The following is a 20,610-nucleotide window of genomic DNA, read 5'->3' on the forward strand; positions in this document are numbered from 1 at the left end:
AACCATTTTATTAATGCTTATGAACTTAAATTTTAAAGAAATACACATTGGAGAAATAATCCGGTTGAGGATTGAGGAACTGAATATCAGAGAAGAAAGAATTCTCAGTTTTCTTAAGTGCGATCAGGAGTTTCTTGTGAATGTTCTGTCTTCAGAAGATATATCAACAGCTACATTGCTAAGATTATCCAAGCTGCTCGAGTATGATTTCTTCAGATTGTACTCACACCATTTGATCCTGTTTTCTCCTCCGTCTTCCGTTGAAAAGAATACATCAAATAGTGAAAAAATCGGACTTCCTCAGTTCCGGAAAAATATTTATACAAAAGATATGATTGATTTTATTCTGGAATTATTAGAAAACGGGGAGAAAACTAAGTTAGAAATTATACAACAATACAAAATCCCTAAAACCACTTTATATAAATGGATAGAAAAATACAAGAAGTAGGTAGAAAACCGGATTACCGAAAAATTTATTCAGATATCATTCAATTGAAACATCCGGAAAAAGGGAAGTATTGTGAAGATATTCTTTCTAAAGAACAGATTTCTGACTTGGACGTTATTAAGCTGAATGATATTATTTTTTCTCAGCAAAGCAAAAAAAGTCAGATTTCTAACCAGAAGCATCGTGCTTACAATGAGCAGGCGATTTTACAGATGTTAAACTATCAAAAGAAGAATAATTTAAATAATACCCAGTTAGCAGTTTATTTTAAACTGAGCAGAAATACAGTCGCCAAATGGAAAAAAATATATAAAATTATTTAAGAATGCTCTGGGATAACTAAAAAAAACGAATTCCATACATTACTTTCTGCAGAGAAGTTCTCGGTCACTGCAGAATTCTGGTTTTCGATATCCATTATCTTTTTATAGACTGATTATTTATTCAATTTTAAGTGATTTACAAAAATAATCCATATGTATTAAAAAATATTTAATTAATTAAGTTTTTTAACGTATATTATATGTTGTTTTGTTATATTTGGTTAATGATTGTGTTTTAATGTGTTACTCTTTTAGACCCTTTTAATATACATCAGATATCTGTTCTGAATTGAATTAATCAAGAACTAATATAATTATGAAAAAACGAATAGTACTTATTACTTTTCTTGTGGGAAACTTAATTACCAATGCCCAGGTGGGAATAAGGACTGTGGTTCTTTCCGCAAGCCTTCATTTGGAGCCGGCGGGTATACAAAAGACCACGGAAACTGGAAGTATTGTTTATATGGGTGTGCAACTAATTGTAGCAGAACAGGAATGGAAAGAACAGGTGTGAAAAACAGGATGGTTTTGCTTTTCTTTTTGCTGTTATCCTGTGTATTTTATACTCAGAAATCGTCTTCTGCAGAAATAGACCGATTACAGGAGGAAATAGGAAGTCAATACCTTCAGAAAGGTAAGCTTTATGATGGGATTGAACAGAGCAAAAAAGCAATACGGCTGTCAGAGGAGATCAATTATACAAAAGGCAAGGCAAGAGGATATATTCATATAGCCAGTTTTCTTCATTCGTTGGGTAAATACAATGAAGAACAGCTGTACCTGCAAAAAGCAGAAGCCCTGTTAGCTGAATATGAGGATGATCCTTTGCTGTTATCAGCATTTTTTGCAGCCTATGCAAAAAATTATCATGAACTGGGGTTTATGGAAAAGTCCAATGAAAACTATAATAAGGCGATAAAAGCAGCTTTAAAAATCAACAACAAACAGCAGAAGAGAAAACGTCTGCACTATATTTATGGAAGTAAGGCTGTGAATTTCGGACGGATTCAGGACAACGATTCTATGTACTATTATATTCATAAAGCATACAAGATCTTACCCAGAGTGGTGGAAGCAACAAACCTTACAGACTATTTCATTTATAAAAAGAAAAATCAGGATTCTGCAAAGTTTTACCTGGATAAGGCTGAAGGTTTATTAAAAGTGTCTACAGAAACATTTGATTATCTGGTGTTTAATTATATGTCCGGGCGGTATTATAAAAGCCAAAAAGATTATAAGAAAGCCTTGGAATTCTATGAAAAATCTCTCAGCCTATCTTTTAAAATGAAGAGGCCTAAAAATATCATGAAGAATTATAAAGATATCGCTGAAATATACAGTCTTCAGGATAATGTTTATAAAGCCAATGAATATCTGCAAAAATATACAAAACTAAGGGACAGTTTTGATCAAACTAACTTAATGGCTTTACAAACCTCCGGAAAAAAAATTATTGAAGATGAAAAAAAACAGAGCCGGAATTCAAATAAGAAGCTGTACTATATTTTGGGAGGACTTTTTTTAGGGATTACCGTCATAATAAGCTTATTGAGTTTTTCATATTACAGGAAGGCGAAGAAAAAGGATCTTTTGTTGAAAGAAAATAAATCAGTCATTTTGCAAAAAGACCGGCAAGTGAAAGAGCTGGAGCAAAAAGTAAATGAAAATTTTGATGAAATTATACAGTTAGCTAAAGAAAACAGTTCTGAGTTCTGGGGGCGTTTCCAGGAAGTATACCCCGATTTTCGTTATAGAATACTGGATATTAACCCTAATCTGAAAACATCCGAACTTATATTATCTGCTTATATTTATTTGGGATTCAATACAAAGGATATAGCTGAATACACTTTTAAAGCGGTTCAGACGGTAAAGAATAATAAATATAATTTAAGAAAAAGATTAAGTATTCCTACACAGGATGACCTTATAGTATGGATAAGAAGTCATGCAGGATGAGCAGGATAATCGCTATTCATCAATACTAGATTACAACTAAAGAAAACTTTCTGAATACGCCTTAAAACAGTCTGAAACGGCAGGTTTTGATGTGCCGGTTATTCATTTATGGAAGAAAAGGAATATAGCAGGCTGTACTTTTACAACTTTCCAGACATAGAGAATAATAAGATACTCCGGGAAAAAGCTTTGAATGTTCCGTAGCAAGACAAAATTGTCCTTTTGAATATGGAATTCTACAGATAGTTAACTGTCACTATCCGTGTTTATTATAATATAGGGGTACTTTGTTGGTACCTTATTTTTTTTGTTTTCACTGCTGACTTCTTTTGCTTTGTGCTCTCAGAACTTCAAACCCCTTAAAAATTTAAACACAAATGGAAAAAAATGAATATTTCGATCTTAGGAAGATTCCGCATGGGCGCACAACTAGGTTTAGACCTAAAACTGTCAGATACAGGTCATATTAATAAGTGATATTTGGATGAATATCATCATCACTTATTGTCTTTAAGAATTATTAATTAGAGCTATTTATCTGGGATGCTACCAAAACAAAACAAAAAAGAGTACGAAAAGAATTTCAATATATGTTATATGGTCATTGGAGGTGTGACAACAGTTGTTTCATTGATGTATTATTTATTATTTTTTTCAGATGAAGAAAAGAAAGAGAAAAAAACTTCTTTGTCTGAGCAGAAAACAGAGGAGGCTTTCGATGAAATCATTCAGTTGGCAAAAAATAACAGCCCCGAGTTTTGGGCACATTTTCAGGAAAAGTATCCTGAATTCCGTAAAAAATTAATAAAGATCAATGCCCATCTGAAAGTTTCTGAGCTTATCTTCTGTGCCTATATTTATTTAGGCTTTAACACTAAAGATATAGCCAAATATACTTTTAAAGCAGTTCAGACTATTAAAAACAATAAATATAATTTAAGAAAAAGACTCAATATTCCCCCAAAAGATGATACTACGTTATGGCTGCGTAAAAATCTTGATGAATAATAAGTTATTGATTTTTAATTATTTACACTTGTTGGTACCTTGTTGGTACCTGTGTTTTTTGCTTAAACTGGAATATTTTTAGTGATTTGTAGGAACAAACACAATAACAAGATTCTAAACACTACAATACCCATTGAGATGAAAAAATATGTAATCCCCACCTGCGCTTTATACTTTCCAGGCATTCCCAAGTCGGCATCGATACAACTTGCCGGATGTATACTCTTGCTGCTTAAGGTTAATATACAATTCTAGAAACACGACACAATGAAAAAAAATGCAATTATTCTGGGGGCCATACTGGCCTCTATATTCTCATTTGCCCAGGTGGGAATAAGGACTGTGGTTCCTTCCGCAAGCCTTCATTTAGAACCGACGAGTATTTCCTCTCCTACGGGTATGGACGGAATTTTAATTCCCAGGGTAAAAGTTTTTCCTGCTGCCCAGGCAAAAGGCCATACGGTTTTTTTATCTCAGCATGGCACACTTCCCGATGGGTTTTATTATTGGGACGGTACAGACTGGGTTTCTTTTCTAAGTAATTTTAACCGTCTCTATGATGATGCTATTTATGTAGTAACCGGAAGTGGGTATTCTGCCTCTGGAAATACAGAAAACAATGTGCTGTTCAGTACATTAAAGGCTTATGATCCTGCCGGTTTTTCTGTTTCGGGTAATCAGATTACCGTAGGAAAGAGCGGCACCTACCTGGTCAGTTTTAATTCAGCATTAAAAAAAACAGTGGGTACTGTAAACGAGAACAGGGCCATCTATACCTACAGAATCAAAAAGAACGGAACAACAGTTTTGACAACTTCTAACTCTTTAACTAATGAAGGAACAACGGCTACCAGTGTTGCCCTTAGCGGGATTTTAACATTAGCCCAGAATGATGTTGTAATAGTGACCATACAGAAGACCACGGAAACTGGAAGTACTGTTTATACGGGGTATGGAACCAATTGTATTACAATGACTTACTTGAATGATTAATTAATGCTTAATACTATGAAAAAGATAACTCTATTTTTTTTAATTTTTTCCTTAGGGAGTTTGTATGCCCAAAATGGGGTAGGTATCAATACAAGCAGCCCACGGTCTTTGTTGGATATCCGTGCAAAAAATCCTGATACTCCGGAGAATTCAGCAGGTATATTATTTCCTACCGTCAGCCGTTTTTCGGCTGCTGATCCCGGGCAGAATCAGAATGCAATGTTGGTATTTTTAGATAATGCCGGTACTGGCGCAGCCGGTTTTGAGGGGTATTATTTTTGGGATGATAACAAAAAATTATGGCAATATATTTTCCAGACCAAAATTTTAGGCAAAAATCTTTTTAAAACAATAGCTTCGGGAATTGGCTTTCCGGTCATTGCCAGCGGAGATGCGAACATCAATATCTGGTTTAAAGCTCCATTCACATCATTGAAGGCACCGGATGCCAATTATACATTACAGAATGGGGATATTATTGTTGGAAAAACCGGGAATTATTCATTATTCTTCACCGGTGGGCTATATAAGAACAGCGGTGATCTTGGGGCTACCTTAACGGAAGTGGGTGTTTTTATCAATAACGGGGCCACACCTGTACTGATATCCAAATCACCCTTACCGTCTGCAGATAATGCTAAAAGAAGTACCAATCATACTATTTCGGATATTATTATATTAACTAAAGGGCAGAGAATATCCGTACAAACGAGGAGAATTAACTCCTGTGATACTGCAGTGGGCCCGGAGTCTATTTATACACTAACCTTATCTTATTTAGATTAATTATGAAAAATATTTCAACTTTACTTATAGTGGGAAATTTATTTTGTTTTGGCCTTCTAAGCTCTCAGGTAGGGGTCAACACCAATACACCCAAAACGACACTGGAAATCAGGACAGCTGATAAAAATAATCCTTTAAGCAATGAAGGAGTCATTGTTCCCAGAGTAACTTCGCTGAATGTGACGAATGCCAAAGAGCATGGATTACTGGTTTTTCTTGATTTTGAAGATCCTCTGACCGAGGCTGTTGAAAGAGGTTTTTACTGGTGGAATAATACAGGCAATACATGGATTCCTTTTTTCTCCATGAATAAAATGACCACGGATAAAACCATTACCTATGTAAGCTGTAAAAATACCTTTAATGAAGGTCCTCTGACTTCATCCTCAACGAATGTAAGGACCCTTGGTTTTGATATCAATACGCTTATTGCCAATGATACAGGTAATTTTGAGATCAATGCATCCGGTGAACTGGTTGTAAAAAAAGCAGGAACTTATCACGTGCAGGGTGTCCTCTCTCTTCATAGCATCGGTAATGGTGTTAATGCTGCCAGAGACGCCTATGAAGGGATGATTTTGGTCAATGGAGCAGAACCTGCTCCTAATCTGCGGACTGCCTACGGCTTTCCCAGCGGAGCCACTATTTTCGACAGTAATTCGGCTATATCTGGATTCGTAACGCTCAATGTAAATGACAGGATCCGGTTCTCGATCAACAGGTATTACAGAGATGCCGGCTTTACAGACCCTGTCACAATTACCCCTAATGGTACCCTTTCCAATCTTACTTTACGGTACATGGGAAGCTTTTAAAATAATGGGGCGTAATGGAAGAACAGGGATGAAAAAACAGGACGGCCAGAATTTTATTTTGTAGAGCACTCGGTACAGTCAGTTTACATGATCATTTTCCTGTTATTTAATTAAAACACAATAATAAAACACATACACAATGAAAAAAAATGCAATCATTTTAGGAGCTGTTTTGGCTTCTACACTTTCTTTTGGTCAGATCGGAATTAATACTTCTACTCCGAATCCTGATGCAGCGCTGGACGTAGTATCCACCAACAAAGGTATTCTCAATACGCGTATTACATTAACCTCCACTTCAAGCCCCTCGCCGCTTAGTGCTCATGTGGCAGGAATGATGATATATAATACGGCAACTGTTTCTGATGTGACTCCCGGATTATACTACAATGATGGCTCAAAATGGATAAAAGCAGGAGCTACAATTACCCATGCATTAAGCAGCTCGGGGAATACCATGACCTCTACAGTAAATGGAATAGCCCGTACTGCACCGATTATTAATAGTATAAGCAATACGGTTTCAGGAAATACACTCACCACTACGGTAAACGGAGTTTCTTCAAGCTCTGTTACCCTTCCGCTGGGATTGAATATTTATAATTCTGACGGAACGCTCAACAGTGACAGAATGGTTAATACCAATAATAAAATGCTATGGTTTCAAAATGGCGTCAGTAATGTAAATAATCATATAGCATTTGATGTTAATGTTGCTGTTCCCGGCAGTACAAGACTTATTACCAGAGGCAGTTCCAGCTCCCTGATCAGAGCACTGATCAATTCAAACCGTATGCTTGATATGGAACTTTTAAATGACGGCAGCTCCAGATTATTGTCCACGGGGAGTACAGGATTACTTGTCGGTACAGGTACCTCTTCCGGACCTTTGACTCTTAATGTGGGTTCCAACAGGGCCACACTGGCCACAAACGGGAATTTTGGCATCGGGACCGAGACCCCTTCTCAAAAACTGCATGTCATAGGAAATATTCTGGCTTCAGGAACAGTTACTCCGGATTATGTATTTGAAAAACATTTTGAGGGAATATCAAAGTTAAACTCTTCATATACAATGATGGAGCTGGATGAAGTGGAAGAGTTTACACGTCTTAATAAACATTTACCAGGCGTTCCTTCTGCCTCTGAAATAAAAACTCAGGGCGGGATTATCCTCAACAGAGCAGCAGAAATAAATCTGGAAAAAATAGAGGAACTGTATCTGTATGTTTTCGAATTAAAGAAAGAAATAAAAACTTTAAAAGAAAAAAGTATAGAAATGGAAAAGTTTGTTAATAAAAATTAGCAGACAGGGAAAATGTAAGCTGACTGTTTAGGGATGATCATCCTGGAAATCACAGTACAATTCTAAATTATTTAATGCCTAAAAATGTTATTATGAAAAACTTATTAATTGCAGCTGTACTGATGCTGCCAAATATTATTTATTCCCAAGCCGGAAATGTTGGAATTAATACAGCATTACCGGGAAGTACCTTTACAGTGAACGGTTCTATAGCAGGACAGTACAAGAGTGTAGCTGTTTCTACAACATTGGGGACCCATGATTTTTATATGGCCTATAGCGGAACTTCAGCAGGAACATTTACTCTCCCTGCTGCAACCGCTGCGGCTCCTGCTGCAGGAAATATATTAGGCCGAATTTATTATATCAAAAATGTAGGGACTGCGCCTCTTACTATTGCAGCCAGTGGATCTGAACTGATAGATAATCAGTCTGGTGCAGGAGTTTCAAGTGTAACTTTAACACCCGGCGGCTATACCATGTTTATCAGTAAAGGAACAACCAGCGGGACGACCTGGGAAATAGGAATCTTAATTAACAAAACAATTCCTACCATTGCTGCACTGGGAGCTTCTGATACAGTTACTTATTCAGGAGGTAATTTAACGAGTTTCAACAGCAGTATTCCTCAGATTATTCCGTTTTCTGTAGGAGATGTTATTGTGAACCAGGGTGGCTCTGCAGTCTGGAATGATGCTGGAGATTACTGGCAGATATTGGAGTCAGGAATTTATAAAATAGAAGGTTATGCTTATTTTGGAAGCGGAGGAACGGTTTCAGGATCTGGAGCCTTTACAGGGATCAACCTGAATATTACTAAGAATGGAACTTCACTTTTCAATATTATTGGCGGAAACAGGGGGAATATCGATAATGGCACTGCTTCAACAGGAAACACGCCCATTAATGTGAACTGCATTGTACATCTTAATGCAGGTGACAAAGTCTATCTTACAATGAACTGGGGTGCATTAAATAAGCCTACGAATGATGCCCACATTACAGCACCGGCATCTTTGTCGGAAAGCAGAAATTTCTCTCTACAGCAACTTTCTACCCCATAACACCCTTAAAAAATTATGGACAGGGATTTTAAAAACATCCACATAGGCTCATTAGTCAAACAACGGGTCGTGGAACTTGAGATTGAAACAGAACGTATTTGTAATTTTCTTAAATGTAATAATGAAGAGATAAGGCAGATGTTTTTACAGGAGCAACTGCCTACAGATATTTTATTGAAATGGTCCAAATTACTTGAATATGATTTTTTCAGAGTCTATTCTCAGCATTTGATATTGTATGCTCCACCGGGAAGTATGAATTATAATAGTTCTTCAAAAGAAAAAGAATCCATGCTTCCTCAGTTCAGGAAAAATATATACACCAAAGAAGTAATAGATTTCATTCTGGAATCGATAAAAAGTGGAGAAAAAACAAAACAGCAGGTTATAGATGAATATAAAATTCCTAAAACAACTTTATACAACTGGATAAAGAAGTATGCCTTAAGAAATAAGTTCTATGTAAACCGGTGACATTATTATAAAAAACCGACTATAAAAAAGCAATCATTATCAAAAGCATTATGGAAAATTTAAGTCCGGATTATCATCGTATCTATAACGATATAATAAATAAAAAGCATCCTGATAGAAAAGAGGAGTGTAAATTCCTGTTAGATAAACAGGAACTATCAGTATTGGATATCATAGAACTTAACCGGAAGATCTTTGGGCTGGCAGATCAGGGGACAGAAGCGTTTAATCAAAGCCACCGGTCTTACAATAAATCTTCTATACTTAAGATTTTGAATTATCAGGAAAAAAACAAATTGAATAATATGCAGCTTGCACGACACTTTAAGCTAAGCAGAAATACGGTTGCCAGATGGAAGAGATTATTTTCAATCCAAGATGAAACTATCTGAATCTTCACCACTTAGTTCTGTAAATAGCCGTCATTTACCTGATTTTAAGGAATTACTTAATAGCAGATGATCATATTCATTAATAAAAATTGGCGATCTTAGTTAACAGATCAAAATTGATTAACTGTATTTTACGACCTTCCATAATAATAAGATGACCCTCTTTAAAATCATGAAGTATGCGTGCTAATGTTTCATTGGCTGTACCGGCCATATTGGCTAAATCTTGGCGTGATAGCGTAATGAATACGCTGTCTTCATTGCTCATATTACTTGCCTTATATTTATTATGTAAAATTAACAGGCTGAGAGCCACCCGCTCTCTGACGGTCCGCTGGGATAATACAGTCATCAGGTTTGCCATGACACTGAATTCATGACTTAAACTTTTTAAGAGTAATCTTGAGAATACCACCGATTGATCAAGTAATGCAAGAAAATCATCTTTTGAAATAAAAGAGATGACCGAATTTTCAAGAGTCTGGGTGGTATCTCCATACGACTCATCACTTAAAATAGCTGAATATCCAAAAAACTCCCCTGAATTGTAAATGTAAATGATCTGTTCCCTGCCATCATTATCTACCTTGTATTTTTTTACTTTCCCTGATTTTAAATAAAAAACTCCATTAGGAATTGTACCGTCAGTGAATACTGCTTCATTTTTACGGTAATTTTTATGATGCATTATTCCCTTGAGCAGATCCTTATCACACTCCGGAAGCTCTTCATAAAGATATTGATTGTTAAAAATAAATTTTGAAATCATACTATAAAACAAAACTAAGCTATTTTTAGCTAAGGAATAACTTGACTTAAATCAAGTTTTATCAAGACCTGGATCATTATGGTTTACTGATAAACTCTCTACTTTTACGTAAACAATAAATTGATTTTAATGGAATATACAGAACATCTAAAGAATCTTGGTATTAACCCTGCTAAAGATGTTTTTTGGAATTTATCAGAACCTCAGTTAATATCACAGACGTTAAAAAAAAACCAGGGCATTATAACGAGATCTGGAGCATTAGCCTGTGATACCGGTGAATTTACAGGTCGTTCTCCAAAGGATAAATACATTGTTATAGATGAAAAAACCAAAGACTCTATATGGTGGGGAGAGGTAAACCATCCTTTTCAGCCGGCAGATTTCGACAGTTTGTACCATTGTATTACTGCCCATCTCTCTGCCAGAGATCTGTATGTTAAAGATGTTTATGCCTGTGCAAAAGCTGAATATCAATTAAATATAAGGGTCGTTACTGAAAAACCCTGGCAGAGTTTATTTGTCAGCAATTTATTTCTAAGACCTTCTCAAAAGGAATTGGAGACTTTTCAGCACGAGTGGTTAATATTGGTAGCTCCTGAGTTTAGAGCTGTGCCTGAAGTTGATAAGACCCGGCAGCATAATTTTACAATCATTAATTTTTCGAAAAAGATAATTCTGATCGGAGGAAGTGCTTATACCGGAGAGATCAAAAAAGGAATTTTTACGGTATTAAATTATTTACTGCCACATGAAAAAAATGTACTTTCAATGCACTGTTCTGCCAATATTGGTGATGATGGAGATACTGCGGTATTTTTTGGTCTTTCAGGAACCGGAAAAACTACCCTTTCTGCAGATCCGCTCCGGAAATTAATTGGTGATGATGAACACGGATGGGACAACGAAAGTGTTTTTAATTTTGAAGGTGGATGCTACGCGAAATGCGTGAATTTAAGTAAGGAAAAAGAACCGCAGATTTTTTCAGCAATACGTTTTGGAACATTGCTTGAAAATGTGCGTTTTCTTGAAGGTACCGATATTGTTGATTACGATGATACTCCTGTAACTGAAAATACGAGGGCAGCATATCCTATCGATTTTATTGATAATGCCATACATCCTTCTATCGGTGGAATGCCGGATAACATTTTCTTTTTAACCTGTGATGCTTTTGGAGTACTGCCTCCTATTTCAAAATTAACAGCAGGGCAGGCGATGTATCATTTTGTTTCCGGATATACTGCGAAAGTAGCAGGAACTGAAGAAGGAATCACTGAACCTCAGACCACGTTTTCCGCCTGCTTTGGAAAACCGTTCTTACCCCTGCATCCGACAAAATATGCAGAATTATTAGGGAAAAAGCTAAAAGATAATAAAGTAAACGTGTGGCTTATTAACACTGGTTGGTCCGGAGGAGCCTATGGAATAGGAAAACGTATAGAACTTTCCTATACCAGGGCGATGATTACCGCAGTATTGGAAAATGAATTAAAGAATGTGGATTTTGTAAGTGATGCTGTATTTGGATTAAAGATGCCCGTTGAATGTAAAGGCGTCCCTTCAGAGCTTTTAAATCCCAGAAATACCTGGGAAGATCAGTCAGCATATGATGATAAAGCCAATAGTCTCGCATCACAATTTATATTGAACTTTAAAGATTTTGAATCATTTGCCAATGAAGAAATAATGAATGGAGGCCCGGTTTTAGATCCTGCTATAATTAAAATATGATCACGCCGTAATCATAGTATAAATATTGAGAATAAGGGATAGCATCCCTGGCAAAAAAAAATAAAAATGAAAATTCCTGAAAACCTTTTATATACTGAGGATCATGAATGGGTAAGAATAGAAGGCGGTGCAGCATACATTGGAATCACTGACTTTGCCCAGAAAGAATTAGGCGATATTGTCTATGTTGAAATCGAAACCCTTGGAGAGAAATTAAAACAGCATGAAATATTTGGAGCTGTTGAAGCGGTAAAAACAGTATCAGATCTTTTTCTGCCCATTGCAGGTGAAGTCATTGAGCTCAATCCAAAGTTAAGTACCAATCCTGAACTCGTTAATTCCGATCCGTATGGAGATGGATGGATGATCAAAATTAAGATTGAGAATCTTTTTGATGTAGAAGGTCTTCTGAGATCTTCCTCATACTTATCTTTAATAGGTTTATAATACAATATGCGCTCTGTAATAATAAAGAAAACGGCACTTAATACAATACATCATATACTTGGTGGGAAAATGGTGGAATTTGCAGGTTATGAAATGCCTGTTCAGTATACGGGAGTAAATCATGAGCATGAGGCTGTTAGAAACGGAGTCGGTATTTTTGATGTCTCTCATATGGGCGAGATTTTGATACATGGAAAGGAAGCTTTGGATTTAATCCAGAAGATGACTACAAATGACGTTTCAAAACTGAGTCCCGGGAAAGTGCAGTACAGCTGTATGCCCAACGATAGAGGCGGAATTATTGATGACCTCTTGGTGTATATGATCACCGGCAATGAATATTTATTGGTTGTTAATGCCTCAAATATCAGGAAAGACCTGGACTGGATTCGCAGGCATAATTCTTTTGATGCCGAAGTAACAAATATTTCAGACGGTATTTCTTTAATCGCTGTTCAGGGACCAAAAGCAATACACACTCTGCAGAAGCTTACAGACATCAATTTAAAAAAATTGGAATATTATACTTTTACAATAGGTGAATTTGCCCATATTCCCAATGTTTTAATTTCAGCAACTGGTTATACAGGAGCAGGAGGATTTGAAATCTATGTTGAAAATAAATATGCAGAGCATTTGTGGGATACTGTTTTTCAGGCTGGAAAAGATGAAGGGATTGTACCGGCGGGACTTGCTGCCAGGGATACACTTCGTCTGGAAATGGGATTTTGTTTATATGGAAATGATATCAATGAAGGAACATCACCTATAGAAGCCGGTTTAGGCTGGATTACAAAATTTACAAAAGATTTTGTCAATAGTGATTTTTTTAAAACCCAGAAAGAAATCGGAGTAGCCAGAAAATTAGTGGGCTTTGAAATGACCGGAAAAGGAATTCCCCGTCATGATTATGAGATCTGGAATGAAAATAAAGAAATTATAGGTGTTGTAACATCAGGTACGAGATCTCCAACATTAAAAAAGGCGATAGGAATGGGATATGTCTCTACAAATAACTCCAGTATTGGAGGTGAAATCTTTATCAATATCAGAAACAAACCCGTTAGAGCCGTTATTGCCAGGACTCCCTTTGTTTAAAAAATAAATTTTAATCAATATGTTAATTCCTCAAAACCTGTACTATACTAAAGATCATTTGTGGCTAAGAAAAGTTGGACTGTATGACTTTTGTATCGGTATCACTGATTTTGCACAAAAAGAAATAGGAGAGATTAACCTGATCGAACTCGATTTGAAAGGAAGTACAATAGGAAAATCAGTGTCATGGGGAGCCGTTTACGGAATTAATGCAACCTTCTCCCTTATCGCACCCTGTGCATGTAAAATTACAGCAGTGAATACTATTTTAAACACTAAGCCTTCACACGTCAATACGGACCCTTATAATAATTGGTTTTTGAGCATTTCAACCCATATCTTTGCCAACGAATTTTTAACCTGTGAAGAATATAATCTATTGTTAAATGATTTTTAAGCATCTCAAATTAAATATTGACGTAAAAGACAGTGAGTTCAATAAGCTCTATCCCGTTCATATCAAAGAACTGGCAAGCCGTCACTGGACTCCTGTTGAAGTGGCAAGAACGGCCGCTGAATATCTGGCGGAAGCTCCTAACAGTAAAGTATTGGATATTGGTGCCGGTGCCGGGAAATTCTGCTTAGTGGGCGCTGCCTCTACCCGGGGAATATTCTATGGTGTCGAGCAGAGGGAATTCCTTATTAAAATATCAAAAAAAATAGCTGAAAAACACAAAATTTCTAATGTGAACTTTATTCATTCCAATATTAATGAAGTTTCCTTTTCTGATTATAATGCATTTTATTTTTTTAATTCATTTTATGAAAATATAGATCTTACATGTTCCATTGATGATAAAGTGCCTACAGATAAAGATCTATATTATGCCTACTCCAATTATGTAAGAGATCAGCTGGATAAAACACCGGTAGGAACGCGTTTGGTCACTTACTGGAGTAAATGGGATGAAATTCCAAGCAGTTTCGATTTGGAAAAGACTGATTATAACGGCTTATTGAATTTCTGGAAAAAGATAAGCTAGTCTGTCATAAAAATGAATAAAGCCCGGCATTTATTGAATGGATATGCAGAATCGGGTGTTTTCTGAAATAGTAAAACACAGGATGAAAATAAATTATTGAGCAAACAGAATACATAGGTCTGACGATTATGTATATTTTTTTTGTATTACTACAATTCTTTTGTAGTAATACTTTTTAACATTCATCTCATCTCGGGAATTGATTAGAACTTTGAGATTTTTAATGTGTTGATTCTGCTTTTTATTATATCAATGTTATTTAAATATCATAAAACATGTTTCGCCACAGAGGAAAACGGAGAACCTATTCTCATAATCTTAAACTTGCATCAGCACTTTCTTTTGTTGCAGGCATCGTCAATATTACCGGAGTATTATCCGTAAAAGTTTTAACAACCAATATAACAGGGCATTTTGCTTTTTTTTCTGAAGAAATACTTTTCAAGAAACACCAGTCGGCCTTTATGTATTTGCTTTTCATTCTGTTTTTTCTGATGGGTTCTTTTATATCAAGCCTGATTATTGAATTTTATCGGAACGGAAAAAAAATACGGCCACATACGTTTCCTATTATAATAGAAATTATACTTTTATCTTTTGTAGGATTATCGGGTGATCTGCCACGGGCTTTTTCGCTTTCCTCCCATATCATTGCCTATATACTGCTTTTTTCTATGGGGATTCAGAACTCTTTGGTAACCAGAGTTTCTCAATCAGTTGTAAGAACAACCCATCTTACAGGTCTCTTTACAGATTTAGGAATAGATTTGTCCCAAATAGTATTTAATAAAGAATATACGGCTCACCAGCAACTTAAAAAAAGTATATTTTTGAAACTGGTAATTATTATATGCTTTTTCTCTGGCTGTATTGTAGGAGGCCTTTTGTATAAGCTTTTTTATATAAAAACATTATTGTTTGCCTCAGGATTTCTTGTTTATATAATCTGGTATGACAGGATTCTGTACAGGTATTATTTTTTAAGAAGAAAACTCAGATAGATGTTTAATTAATTTTGCCACATATTCTGTACCTGCCTTAAATGAATTTAAAATTTTTGTAAAAAGGCTCAATAAAAAACTCCCCCGGCAGTTAGTCAGGGGAGGGTTGCTCTCAGATCAAATAAATAATGAAAGGATATTTCAAGGATCTGATTACACATCGTCAAAATTTGTTAGGTTGTATAATCCATAGTTGACTAAAGATTAATATCTCCAATAAGTATCAGCTTATCGGATGTTTTTTTGCAAAAGTATACATTTTACACCATATGGTGAAATATAATTTAATGAAATATCTGTAAAACATAACACTATCTCCGCTTTTGCCAAATGTTTTAAAATCAAATAAAAAGCTCCTCAGACACGGTGCCTGAAGAGCCTATTTACAAATTAAATTATTTCTTATTTCCCGAAAAAGATCTCATCCTGCTTCTGCTGCTCATTATAAATAAGCTGAAAGTTATCAGGCATATTCTGATAAAGAAGCTTCCATTGTTGGATCTTGGAATGCTTTTTAAAACTTTCCAGAGACCTTACAAACAGGTTTTCGATGACGGTTCTTACATAAGAATCACCGTTTCTGTAAATCCAGTCCATCAGTTTAATGTGATGCGCTACGATATAGATCTTAGATTCCTGCAGCATATCCTTCAAATAATTGATAGTAGCCTGAATAACACCGGCAAAGTTTTCCTGAACAGATAACTGTGTGATCTCATTTCGAAGTGGCGGATAGAAAAATTTTAAGTATTCAAAGGCTATTTTTTTATTGATAGCCTGCATTTGTACTTTCATCATAACTAACATTTTTCAGTACTTATCTTGCAGCTAAATGTGTACCAAAATTTACAGCATGGCAGCAATTATAAAAACCCCTACGATCACTGCAATGTGAGTAAGCAATACCTCCGTATTGTGCCTGCTAGTCGTTGTTTTCCACGTTTTCCAGTCGGAAATTCTTCTGATTTTTGTTTTCATAACCTGTTGATTTTTAATCGTTTTAGTTTTCAGGCAAAATGTGCTTTTGCAACGAAACATAATAAAAATTTAATAAAATTTATATGCCATGATTGTATATCTGTCTTGAGTATATCTGTTGTAACTCCTTTGAAATGTGACTAAAAATCACTTTTCGGTATTCCCCGCCACAGAAAGCTGTAAAATTGTCCAGAGAATAAATGAAAGTTCCTTCTACTGCAATTTTTAAATCAGTATCTCCGTTTGTGTAAATTTTATCCATCTTTTGGAGACTTTTAAATAAAACATTCCTGTCATTCTGTCGGACCATACTTTTGATACGCTCAGTGAAAGTCCGGATCAAACTATACGGGTTCTGTTGAGTACTTTCCGTAAGATCATTTTCAAAGTCAGGAATAATCTCTGTAATTTCCTGGACGGCTTCTGAATAGTTCATATGATTAATGATTTTGGTCTAAAAGTTTAATGATGGCTCCGAAGATGAAAATGGTCAGGAAAGCCATGAATAGCATATGGTAAGGTTTCAGCCATTTCGGGGTTTGCGGGCCTCTGCTTTTTAATCTTCTTAATTTGTCGATGCGGTTTAAGGTATTCAAGTCCATATTATATATTTTGAAAATAACAAAGCGAATGGCGTTCCTTTGAAAGTGAATTTTATTTAAAAATTTGAAAATCAGATAGTTGTTTGTTTTTTAGAGTATGCCGGAATCGGAACTATCCTGTCAAAATGATAAGCTTTTTATCAAAACGAAATGAAGAAGCTTATTTTGAAGTATAATCTGCTCCGGCTGCCAATCTGCAAGAGATAAAAAAATATACTTTTTTTAACATCATGCAAAACTTAATGTTATATCAACTTTTGGCTTTTGGGATTATTTTATTTGTATGATGGAAAGAATAGAATGAATATCTTTGCACTCCAAATTATTCAGGACATGTTTTCAAAAATTATAGTACACCGAGTAGGAAATAAAATCAACGGAGAATCTTTAACGCTGTCTCAGGAAGAGCTGAAGCTGGAAGAAGGAATGGCAGAGTTGCTTGAAGATTATTTTTTAGGTTCTTTTAAATCAGAAGAAACCTTCAATTTTTACAGTGACACATATTTGGTCAATAATCCGGTTTACAGTTCCGTATCCGAAATTTTTGAAGACAAAGCAAAGTTCCTTTGGGAATCTGAAAATATTGCAAAACACCTTTTTGAAGCGGCTGAAAACCCTAGAGTTCAGGGCGGGGAGCTGTTTATTGTACTTTTTGAAGAAGAAAGTGACCGTCCGGATAAAGTAGACAAGATCGGAATCTTTAAAACAGAAAAGAGAGAATCTTTCCTGAAAATTTCTCCTCAGGCAGAAACTTTTGACATCGAAAAAGATCAGGGAATCGGTCTGTCCAAAATAGATAAAGCAGCTTTAATCTACAATAATAATAAAGAGACCGGATATGTACTTTCTGTTGTGGACAACAACAAAAACGGAGATATGTACTACTGGTTTGAAGATTTTCTGAAAGTAAAACAGCGTGACGACGAATATTTCCATACCCAGGAAGCTCTGATGGTTTATAAAGACTATATCACAAAACAGCTTCCGCAGGAATTTGAAGTTTCCAAAGCAGACCAGGCAGATTTCTTAAATAAATCCATTAATTTCTTCAAAGAGAAAGAAGAATTTAAGCTGGATGATTTTACCAATGAAGTATTGGGAGACCAGCATGTGATTGAAAGTTTCGTGAATTTCAAAACCGATTACGAGCAGGATATGCAGGTGAATATTGCTGAAGAATTCCCCATCAGTGAAGCTGCTGTAAAGAAAACCCAGCGTCATTTCAAAAGTATCATTAAACTTGATAAAAACTTCCACATCTATATCCATGGTGACAGGCAGAAGCTTGAAATGGGTGAGGACGACAAAGGAAAATACTACAGACTTTATTTCGATAAAGAAGTTTAACGGAGAAAGGTCCATTAAAGAATAATATCATAACTTTATCTCGCACCGCAAAATAAAAAGTTATGAAATTTATGATCATTTTCTGGGCACTTTATATGCTTTTTTTCTGCATACCGTTTCCGATCTTTATTTATATGATGACTTCGGAAATAACAACAGAACCGAGAAATACAGTGGCCGTGAGCTATGTATATCTCGGTTTTTCTTTGCTGATATGGCTGTATGTTTTAATTTTTCTGATCAATAATCTTCTCATTAAGACATTTAAGGAAAAAAATACCATCAGTCATATTATACAGAACGGGCTTCCAAGGGAAGCGGAAATTACAGAGTATAAGCTTGTAAAGTATAACCCTGAGAGCAATATCAATCTCATCCATATTGTGCTTTCTTTTCAGAATCTCAGCAATACACTGATCCGGCATGAAATGATGTTCTATGATACAAAACCTCAGGAAAAAAGATTTGATGTTGGAAAAACAGTTAAGGTTCTTCTGAATCCGGATACTTCGAAAGAACCCTATTTTATTCTAAGCGGGGCACAGACCAAATTTAAAGTTAAAAATATGATCTTCAGGATCCTACTGGTGATTTTTATGGTTGCTTATGTCATAGGGCTTTACAGCTATTTTTACCTCAGAGAATCATTTGATTTCGGATGGAGGTTCCTTACCTTCATGCATCCGATTATTTTTAGCGGAATCATGTTTCTTTTAACCTTATTGGTATATAAACTGATCGTTGGGAAGCTTACAAAGAACAAAAAAGAAGAGCAGATTCTGTTTGCCGGAAGAAATGCTCAGGCAGAAATCATCAGCGTTACCCAAACCGGGCTGACGGTGAATGATCAGCCCCAGATTATGTTCCAGGTTAGATTTAAAGATTTTAAAGGAATTGAGCACATGACAACCTACAAAAAAATTGTACGGCTTCTTGATCTTTCATCTGTTCCAAAACAAGGAACCGTCGAAATCTTTTACCATGAAAAGGATCCTAAGAAAATAACGATACCGGGAATTTAGACTCATGGGGAAATAGAATAAAAAATAACCCGAATTAAGGATAGGTAAATGCCTGAAACAATTGTATTCTTATCGCAAAGACAAACAAGGCATTTCATTCATCAAAGCTCTATATACTTATTGTGTACTGCTTATCAATGAGTGAAACGGCTTTGTTTATCCTAAAGAATCAACTGAATGCTGTATAAAGTATTATTTACATTGCGCTTAATTCTAATCTTTATTCCAAACCCAGATTAAATAAAAAAACGGATTGGGCAATTTGCTTTCTCCGCTATTTCTATTGTATGTTCTTTTATTGGCTCTTTTTCCTGAAAAATAACGCTCTTCCATACTCATAATTCATTCTGGCGATATTCAGCACAGAAATTCCCTGAGGACATTCCACCTCACAGGCTTCCGTATTGGAACAGTGCCCGAAAAGCTCATGATCCATCTGGCTGACCATATTCAGTACACGTTCGCTTCTTTCCTCTTTACCCTGAGGCAGAAGGACCATATGAGTGATTTTCGCAGAAGTGAATAAGGCGGCACTTCCATTTTTGCAGGTGGCTACACACGCACCACACCCAATACAGGCTGCAGCATCAAAAGCTTCCTCAGCTGTTTGGTGGGTAACGGCAATAGCTGTTGCATCAGGGGCCTGGCCTGTATTCACCGATACAAATCCGCCTGAAGAAATAATTCTGTCAAAAGCCGACCGGTCTACTTTAAGGTCTTTCTTTACAGGAAATGCTCCTGCCCGGAAAGGTTCGATTAAAATAGTTTCCCCGTTTTTGAAAGACCGCAAGTGAAGCTGGCAGGTCGTCGTGTTCTTCAAAGGTCCGTGGGCAATGCCGTTGATCATCATACCGCACTGTCCGCAGATTCCTTCACGGCAGTCGTGATCGAATTCTACGGGTTCATCGCCTTCTGTAATGAGTTTTTCATTTAAAGTATCCAGCATTTCCAGGAAAGACATGTGAGGATTCAGTTCTTTCAGATCATAACTGACCAGTTTTCCTTCACTCTTTCTGTCTTTCTGTCTCCATATCTTAAGATGTAAATCCATA

At 35.9% G+C, this 20,610-nt stretch carries 26 protein-coding genes; 20 read left to right on the forward strand and 6 right to left on the reverse strand.

From position 1 onward, the window contains the following. The first annotated feature begins 19 nt into the window (after nt 1-19). The 12 genes from J4Q03_RS15680 (at nt 20) to J4Q03_RS15735 (ending at nt 9,577) form a co-directional block, all read left to right on the forward strand. Nucleotides 20-451, forward strand: coding sequence for a transposase (locus J4Q03_RS15680; protein WP_426049076.1), 432 nt, complete (start codon nt 20-22; stop codon nt 449-451). Then, nucleotides 427-774, forward strand: a complete 348-nt coding sequence (locus tag J4Q03_RS15685) for a helix-turn-helix domain-containing protein (RefSeq protein ID WP_426049077.1) — start codon at nt 427-429, stop codon at nt 772-774. Before J4Q03_RS15680 ends, J4Q03_RS15685 begins: the two co-directional genes overlap by 25 nt. A gap of 316 nt (nt 775-1,090) precedes the next feature. Further along, nucleotides 1,091-1,291, forward strand: coding sequence for a hypothetical protein (locus J4Q03_RS15690; protein WP_426049078.1), 201 nt, complete (start codon nt 1,091-1,093; stop codon nt 1,289-1,291). After that, complete coding sequence (locus J4Q03_RS15695) at nt 1,273-2,739, forward strand: hypothetical protein (RefSeq protein ID WP_426049079.1); 1,467 nt, start codon at nt 1,273-1,275, stop codon at nt 2,737-2,739. Before J4Q03_RS15690 ends, J4Q03_RS15695 begins: the two co-directional genes overlap by 19 nt. Before the next feature lie 543 nt (nt 2,740-3,282). Next, nucleotides 3,283-3,747, forward strand: a complete 465-nt coding sequence (locus J4Q03_RS15700) for a helix-turn-helix transcriptional regulator (RefSeq protein WP_426049080.1) — start codon at nt 3,283-3,285, stop codon at nt 3,745-3,747. Between the two features lie 267 nt (nt 3,748-4,014). Further along, nucleotides 4,015-4,740 (forward strand): hypothetical protein, encoded by a 726-nt coding sequence (locus J4Q03_RS15705; protein ID WP_426049081.1) that lies wholly within the window; start codon nt 4,015-4,017, stop codon nt 4,738-4,740. Nucleotides 4,741-4,755: 15 nt separating this feature from the next. Then, nucleotides 4,756-5,526 (forward strand): hypothetical protein, encoded by a 771-nt coding sequence (locus tag J4Q03_RS15710; RefSeq protein WP_426049082.1) that lies wholly within the window; start codon nt 4,756-4,758, stop codon nt 5,524-5,526. 2 nt (nt 5,527-5,528) lie between these two features. Then, on the forward strand, nt 5,529-6,341 hold the full coding sequence (locus J4Q03_RS15715) for a hypothetical protein (RefSeq protein WP_426049083.1): 813 nt from the start codon (nt 5,529-5,531) through the stop codon (nt 6,339-6,341). Between the two features lie 139 nt (nt 6,342-6,480). Further along, nucleotides 6,481-7,647, forward strand: coding sequence for a hypothetical protein (locus J4Q03_RS15720; RefSeq protein ID WP_426049084.1), 1,167 nt, complete (start codon nt 6,481-6,483; stop codon nt 7,645-7,647). Nucleotides 7,648-7,739: 92 nt separating this feature from the next. Further along, nucleotides 7,740-8,711: a hypothetical protein gene (locus tag J4Q03_RS15725; protein WP_426049085.1), complete on the forward strand. Its 972-nt coding sequence runs from the start codon at nt 7,740-7,742 to the stop codon at nt 8,709-8,711. Between the two features lie 15 nt (nt 8,712-8,726). Then, nucleotides 8,727-9,185: a transposase gene (locus J4Q03_RS15730; protein ID WP_426049086.1), complete on the forward strand. Its 459-nt coding sequence runs from the start codon at nt 8,727-8,729 to the stop codon at nt 9,183-9,185. Between the two features lie 50 nt (nt 9,186-9,235). Then, complete coding sequence (locus tag J4Q03_RS15735) at nt 9,236-9,577, forward strand: helix-turn-helix domain-containing protein (RefSeq protein ID WP_426049087.1); 342 nt, start codon at nt 9,236-9,238, stop codon at nt 9,575-9,577. Nucleotides 9,578-9,656: 79 nt separating this feature from the next. Here the strand turns inward: J4Q03_RS15735 and J4Q03_RS15740 are convergent, their stop codons facing one another. Further along, the gene (locus tag J4Q03_RS15740) at nt 9,657-10,346 is read right to left on the reverse strand and encodes a Crp/Fnr family transcriptional regulator (RefSeq protein ID WP_426049088.1); all 690 of its coding nucleotides are present in this window, start codon (nt 10,344-10,346) and stop codon (nt 9,657-9,659) included. Nucleotides 10,347-10,475: 129 nt separating this feature from the next. Here J4Q03_RS15740 and pckA point away from each other — a divergent pair, with 129 nt between their 5' ends. The 6 genes from pckA (at nt 10,476) to J4Q03_RS15770 (ending at nt 15,609) form a co-directional block, all read left to right on the forward strand. Then, the gene (gene pckA / locus J4Q03_RS15745; RefSeq protein ID WP_426049089.1) at nt 10,476-12,080 is read left to right on the forward strand and encodes a phosphoenolpyruvate carboxykinase (ATP); all 1,605 of its coding nucleotides are present in this window, start codon (nt 10,476-10,478) and stop codon (nt 12,078-12,080) included. Nucleotides 12,081-12,146: 66 nt separating this feature from the next. Continuing rightward, on the forward strand, nt 12,147-12,527 hold the full coding sequence (gene gcvH, locus J4Q03_RS15750; protein ID WP_426049090.1) for a glycine cleavage system protein GcvH: 381 nt from the start codon (nt 12,147-12,149) through the stop codon (nt 12,525-12,527). Nucleotides 12,528-12,548: 21 nt separating this feature from the next. After that, nucleotides 12,549-13,625 (forward strand): glycine cleavage system aminomethyltransferase GcvT, encoded by a 1,077-nt coding sequence (gcvT, locus tag J4Q03_RS15755; protein ID WP_426049164.1) that lies wholly within the window; start codon nt 12,549-12,551, stop codon nt 13,623-13,625. Between the two features lie 19 nt (nt 13,626-13,644). Continuing rightward, nucleotides 13,645-14,022, forward strand: coding sequence for a glycine cleavage system protein H (locus J4Q03_RS15760; RefSeq protein ID WP_426049091.1), 378 nt, complete (start codon nt 13,645-13,647; stop codon nt 14,020-14,022). Next, nucleotides 14,012-14,608 carry a methyltransferase domain-containing protein gene (locus J4Q03_RS15765; protein ID WP_426049092.1) on the forward strand — a complete coding sequence of 199 codons (597 nt, stop codon included), beginning with the start codon at nt 14,012-14,014 and terminating at the stop codon, nt 14,606-14,608. The genes J4Q03_RS15760 and J4Q03_RS15765 overlap by 11 nt, the downstream gene beginning before the upstream one ends. A gap of 275 nt (nt 14,609-14,883) precedes the next feature. Further along, nucleotides 14,884-15,609 (forward strand): YoaK family protein, encoded by a 726-nt coding sequence (locus J4Q03_RS15770; RefSeq protein WP_426049093.1) that lies wholly within the window; start codon nt 14,884-14,886, stop codon nt 15,607-15,609. Nucleotides 15,610-16,011: 402 nt separating this feature from the next. Here the strand turns inward: J4Q03_RS15770 and J4Q03_RS15775 are convergent, their stop codons facing one another. From J4Q03_RS15775 to J4Q03_RS15790, 4 genes are all read right to left on the reverse strand, one after another. Next, a complete protein-coding gene (locus tag J4Q03_RS15775; protein ID WP_426049094.1) occupies nt 16,012-16,407 on the reverse strand; it encodes a DUF7674 family protein in 396 nt (131 codons plus the stop codon). Between the two features lie 48 nt (nt 16,408-16,455). Then, nucleotides 16,456-16,587, reverse strand: a complete 132-nt coding sequence (locus J4Q03_RS15780; RefSeq protein WP_426049095.1) for a hypothetical protein — start codon at nt 16,585-16,587, stop codon at nt 16,456-16,458. Nucleotides 16,588-16,666: 79 nt separating this feature from the next. Further along, nucleotides 16,667-17,023, reverse strand: coding sequence for a DUF7674 family protein (locus tag J4Q03_RS15785; protein ID WP_426049096.1), 357 nt, complete (start codon nt 17,021-17,023; stop codon nt 16,667-16,669). A 4-nt stretch (nt 17,024-17,027) separates the two neighbouring features. Next, entirely contained in the window at nt 17,028-17,189 is a 162-nt protein-coding gene (locus tag J4Q03_RS15790; RefSeq protein WP_426049097.1) for a hypothetical protein, read from the reverse strand. Between the two features lie 333 nt (nt 17,190-17,522). Here J4Q03_RS15790 and J4Q03_RS15795 point away from each other — a divergent pair, with 333 nt between their 5' ends. Further along, nucleotides 17,523-18,536 carry a nucleoid-associated protein gene (locus J4Q03_RS15795; protein ID WP_426049098.1) on the forward strand — a complete coding sequence of 338 codons (1,014 nt, stop codon included), beginning with the start codon at nt 17,523-17,525 and terminating at the stop codon, nt 18,534-18,536. 62 nt (nt 18,537-18,598) lie between these two features. After that, nucleotides 18,599-19,558: a hypothetical protein gene (locus tag J4Q03_RS15800; RefSeq protein ID WP_426049099.1), complete on the forward strand. Its 960-nt coding sequence runs from the start codon at nt 18,599-18,601 to the stop codon at nt 19,556-19,558. A 295-nt stretch (nt 19,559-19,853) separates the two neighbouring features. On the opposite strand, the gene J4Q03_RS15805 is transcribed toward J4Q03_RS15800, so the two are convergent. Then, nucleotides 19,854-20,609 carry a succinate dehydrogenase/fumarate reductase iron-sulfur subunit gene (locus tag J4Q03_RS15805; protein WP_426049100.1) on the reverse strand — a complete coding sequence of 252 codons (756 nt, stop codon included), beginning with the start codon at nt 20,607-20,609 and terminating at the stop codon, nt 19,854-19,856. Between the last annotated feature and the right edge of the window lies 1 nt (nt 20,610).

Origin of the sequence: Chryseobacterium sp. NFX27, assembly GCF_049887855.1 — a bacterium.
Lineage (GTDB): Bacteria > Bacteroidota > Bacteroidia > Flavobacteriales > Weeksellaceae > Chryseobacterium.

What these genes read in the sequence shown, in the direction of transcription:
- gcvH (WP_426049090.1), top strand. Translation starts at nt 12,147, where the DNA reads ATGAAAATTCCTGAAAACCTTTTATATACTGAGGATCATGAATGGGTA.
- J4Q03_RS15740 (WP_426049088.1), bottom strand. Translation starts at nt 10,346, where the DNA reads ATGATTTCAAAATTTATTTTTAACAATCAATATCTTTATGAAGAGCTT.
- J4Q03_RS15720 (WP_426049084.1), top strand. Translation starts at nt 6,481, where the DNA reads ATGAAAAAAAATGCAATCATTTTAGGAGCTGTTTTGGCTTCTACACTT.
- J4Q03_RS15710 (WP_426049082.1), top strand. Translation starts at nt 4,756, where the DNA reads ATGAAAAAGATAACTCTATTTTTTTTAATTTTTTCCTTAGGGAGTTTG.
- J4Q03_RS15725 (WP_426049085.1), top strand. Translation starts at nt 7,740, where the DNA reads ATGAAAAACTTATTAATTGCAGCTGTACTGATGCTGCCAAATATTATT.
- J4Q03_RS15795 (WP_426049098.1), top strand. Translation starts at nt 17,523, where the DNA reads ATGTTTTCAAAAATTATAGTACACCGAGTAGGAAATAAAATCAACGGA.
- J4Q03_RS15695 (WP_426049079.1), top strand. Translation starts at nt 1,273, where the DNA reads ATGGAAAGAACAGGTGTGAAAAACAGGATGGTTTTGCTTTTCTTTTTG.
- J4Q03_RS15705 (WP_426049081.1), top strand. Translation starts at nt 4,015, where the DNA reads ATGAAAAAAAATGCAATTATTCTGGGGGCCATACTGGCCTCTATATTC.
- J4Q03_RS15680 (WP_426049076.1), top strand. Translation starts at nt 20, where the DNA reads ATGAACTTAAATTTTAAAGAAATACACATTGGAGAAATAATCCGGTTG.
- J4Q03_RS15805 (WP_426049100.1), bottom strand. Translation starts at nt 20,609, where the DNA reads ATGGATTTACATCTTAAGATATGGAGACAGAAAGACAGAAAGAGTGAA.
- J4Q03_RS15735 (WP_426049087.1), top strand. Translation starts at nt 9,236, where the DNA reads ATGGAAAATTTAAGTCCGGATTATCATCGTATCTATAACGATATAATA.
- J4Q03_RS15780 (WP_426049095.1), bottom strand. Translation starts at nt 16,587, where the DNA reads ATGAAAACAAAAATCAGAAGAATTTCCGACTGGAAAACGTGGAAAACA.
- J4Q03_RS15760 (WP_426049091.1), top strand. Translation starts at nt 13,645, where the DNA reads ATGTTAATTCCTCAAAACCTGTACTATACTAAAGATCATTTGTGGCTA.
- J4Q03_RS15715 (WP_426049083.1), top strand. Translation starts at nt 5,529, where the DNA reads ATGAAAAATATTTCAACTTTACTTATAGTGGGAAATTTATTTTGTTTT.
- J4Q03_RS15800 (WP_426049099.1), top strand. Translation starts at nt 18,599, where the DNA reads ATGAAATTTATGATCATTTTCTGGGCACTTTATATGCTTTTTTTCTGC.
- pckA (WP_426049089.1), top strand. Translation starts at nt 10,476, where the DNA reads ATGGAATATACAGAACATCTAAAGAATCTTGGTATTAACCCTGCTAAA.
- J4Q03_RS15785 (WP_426049096.1), bottom strand. Translation starts at nt 17,023, where the DNA reads ATGAACTATTCAGAAGCCGTCCAGGAAATTACAGAGATTATTCCTGAC.
- J4Q03_RS15770 (WP_426049093.1), top strand. Translation starts at nt 14,884, where the DNA reads ATGTTTCGCCACAGAGGAAAACGGAGAACCTATTCTCATAATCTTAAA.
- J4Q03_RS15775 (WP_426049094.1), bottom strand. Translation starts at nt 16,407, where the DNA reads ATGATGAAAGTACAAATGCAGGCTATCAATAAAAAAATAGCCTTTGAA.
- J4Q03_RS15690 (WP_426049078.1), top strand. Translation starts at nt 1,091, where the DNA reads ATGAAAAAACGAATAGTACTTATTACTTTTCTTGTGGGAAACTTAATT.
- J4Q03_RS15765 (WP_426049092.1), top strand. Translation starts at nt 14,012, where the DNA reads ATGATTTTTAAGCATCTCAAATTAAATATTGACGTAAAAGACAGTGAG.
- J4Q03_RS15730 (WP_426049086.1), top strand. Translation starts at nt 8,727, where the DNA reads ATGGACAGGGATTTTAAAAACATCCACATAGGCTCATTAGTCAAACAA.
- J4Q03_RS15700 (WP_426049080.1), top strand. Translation starts at nt 3,283, where the DNA reads ATGCTACCAAAACAAAACAAAAAAGAGTACGAAAAGAATTTCAATATA.
- J4Q03_RS15790 (WP_426049097.1), bottom strand. Translation starts at nt 17,189, where the DNA reads ATGGACTTGAATACCTTAAACCGCATCGACAAATTAAGAAGATTAAAA.
- J4Q03_RS15685 (WP_426049077.1), top strand. Translation starts at nt 427, where the DNA reads ATGGATAGAAAAATACAAGAAGTAGGTAGAAAACCGGATTACCGAAAA.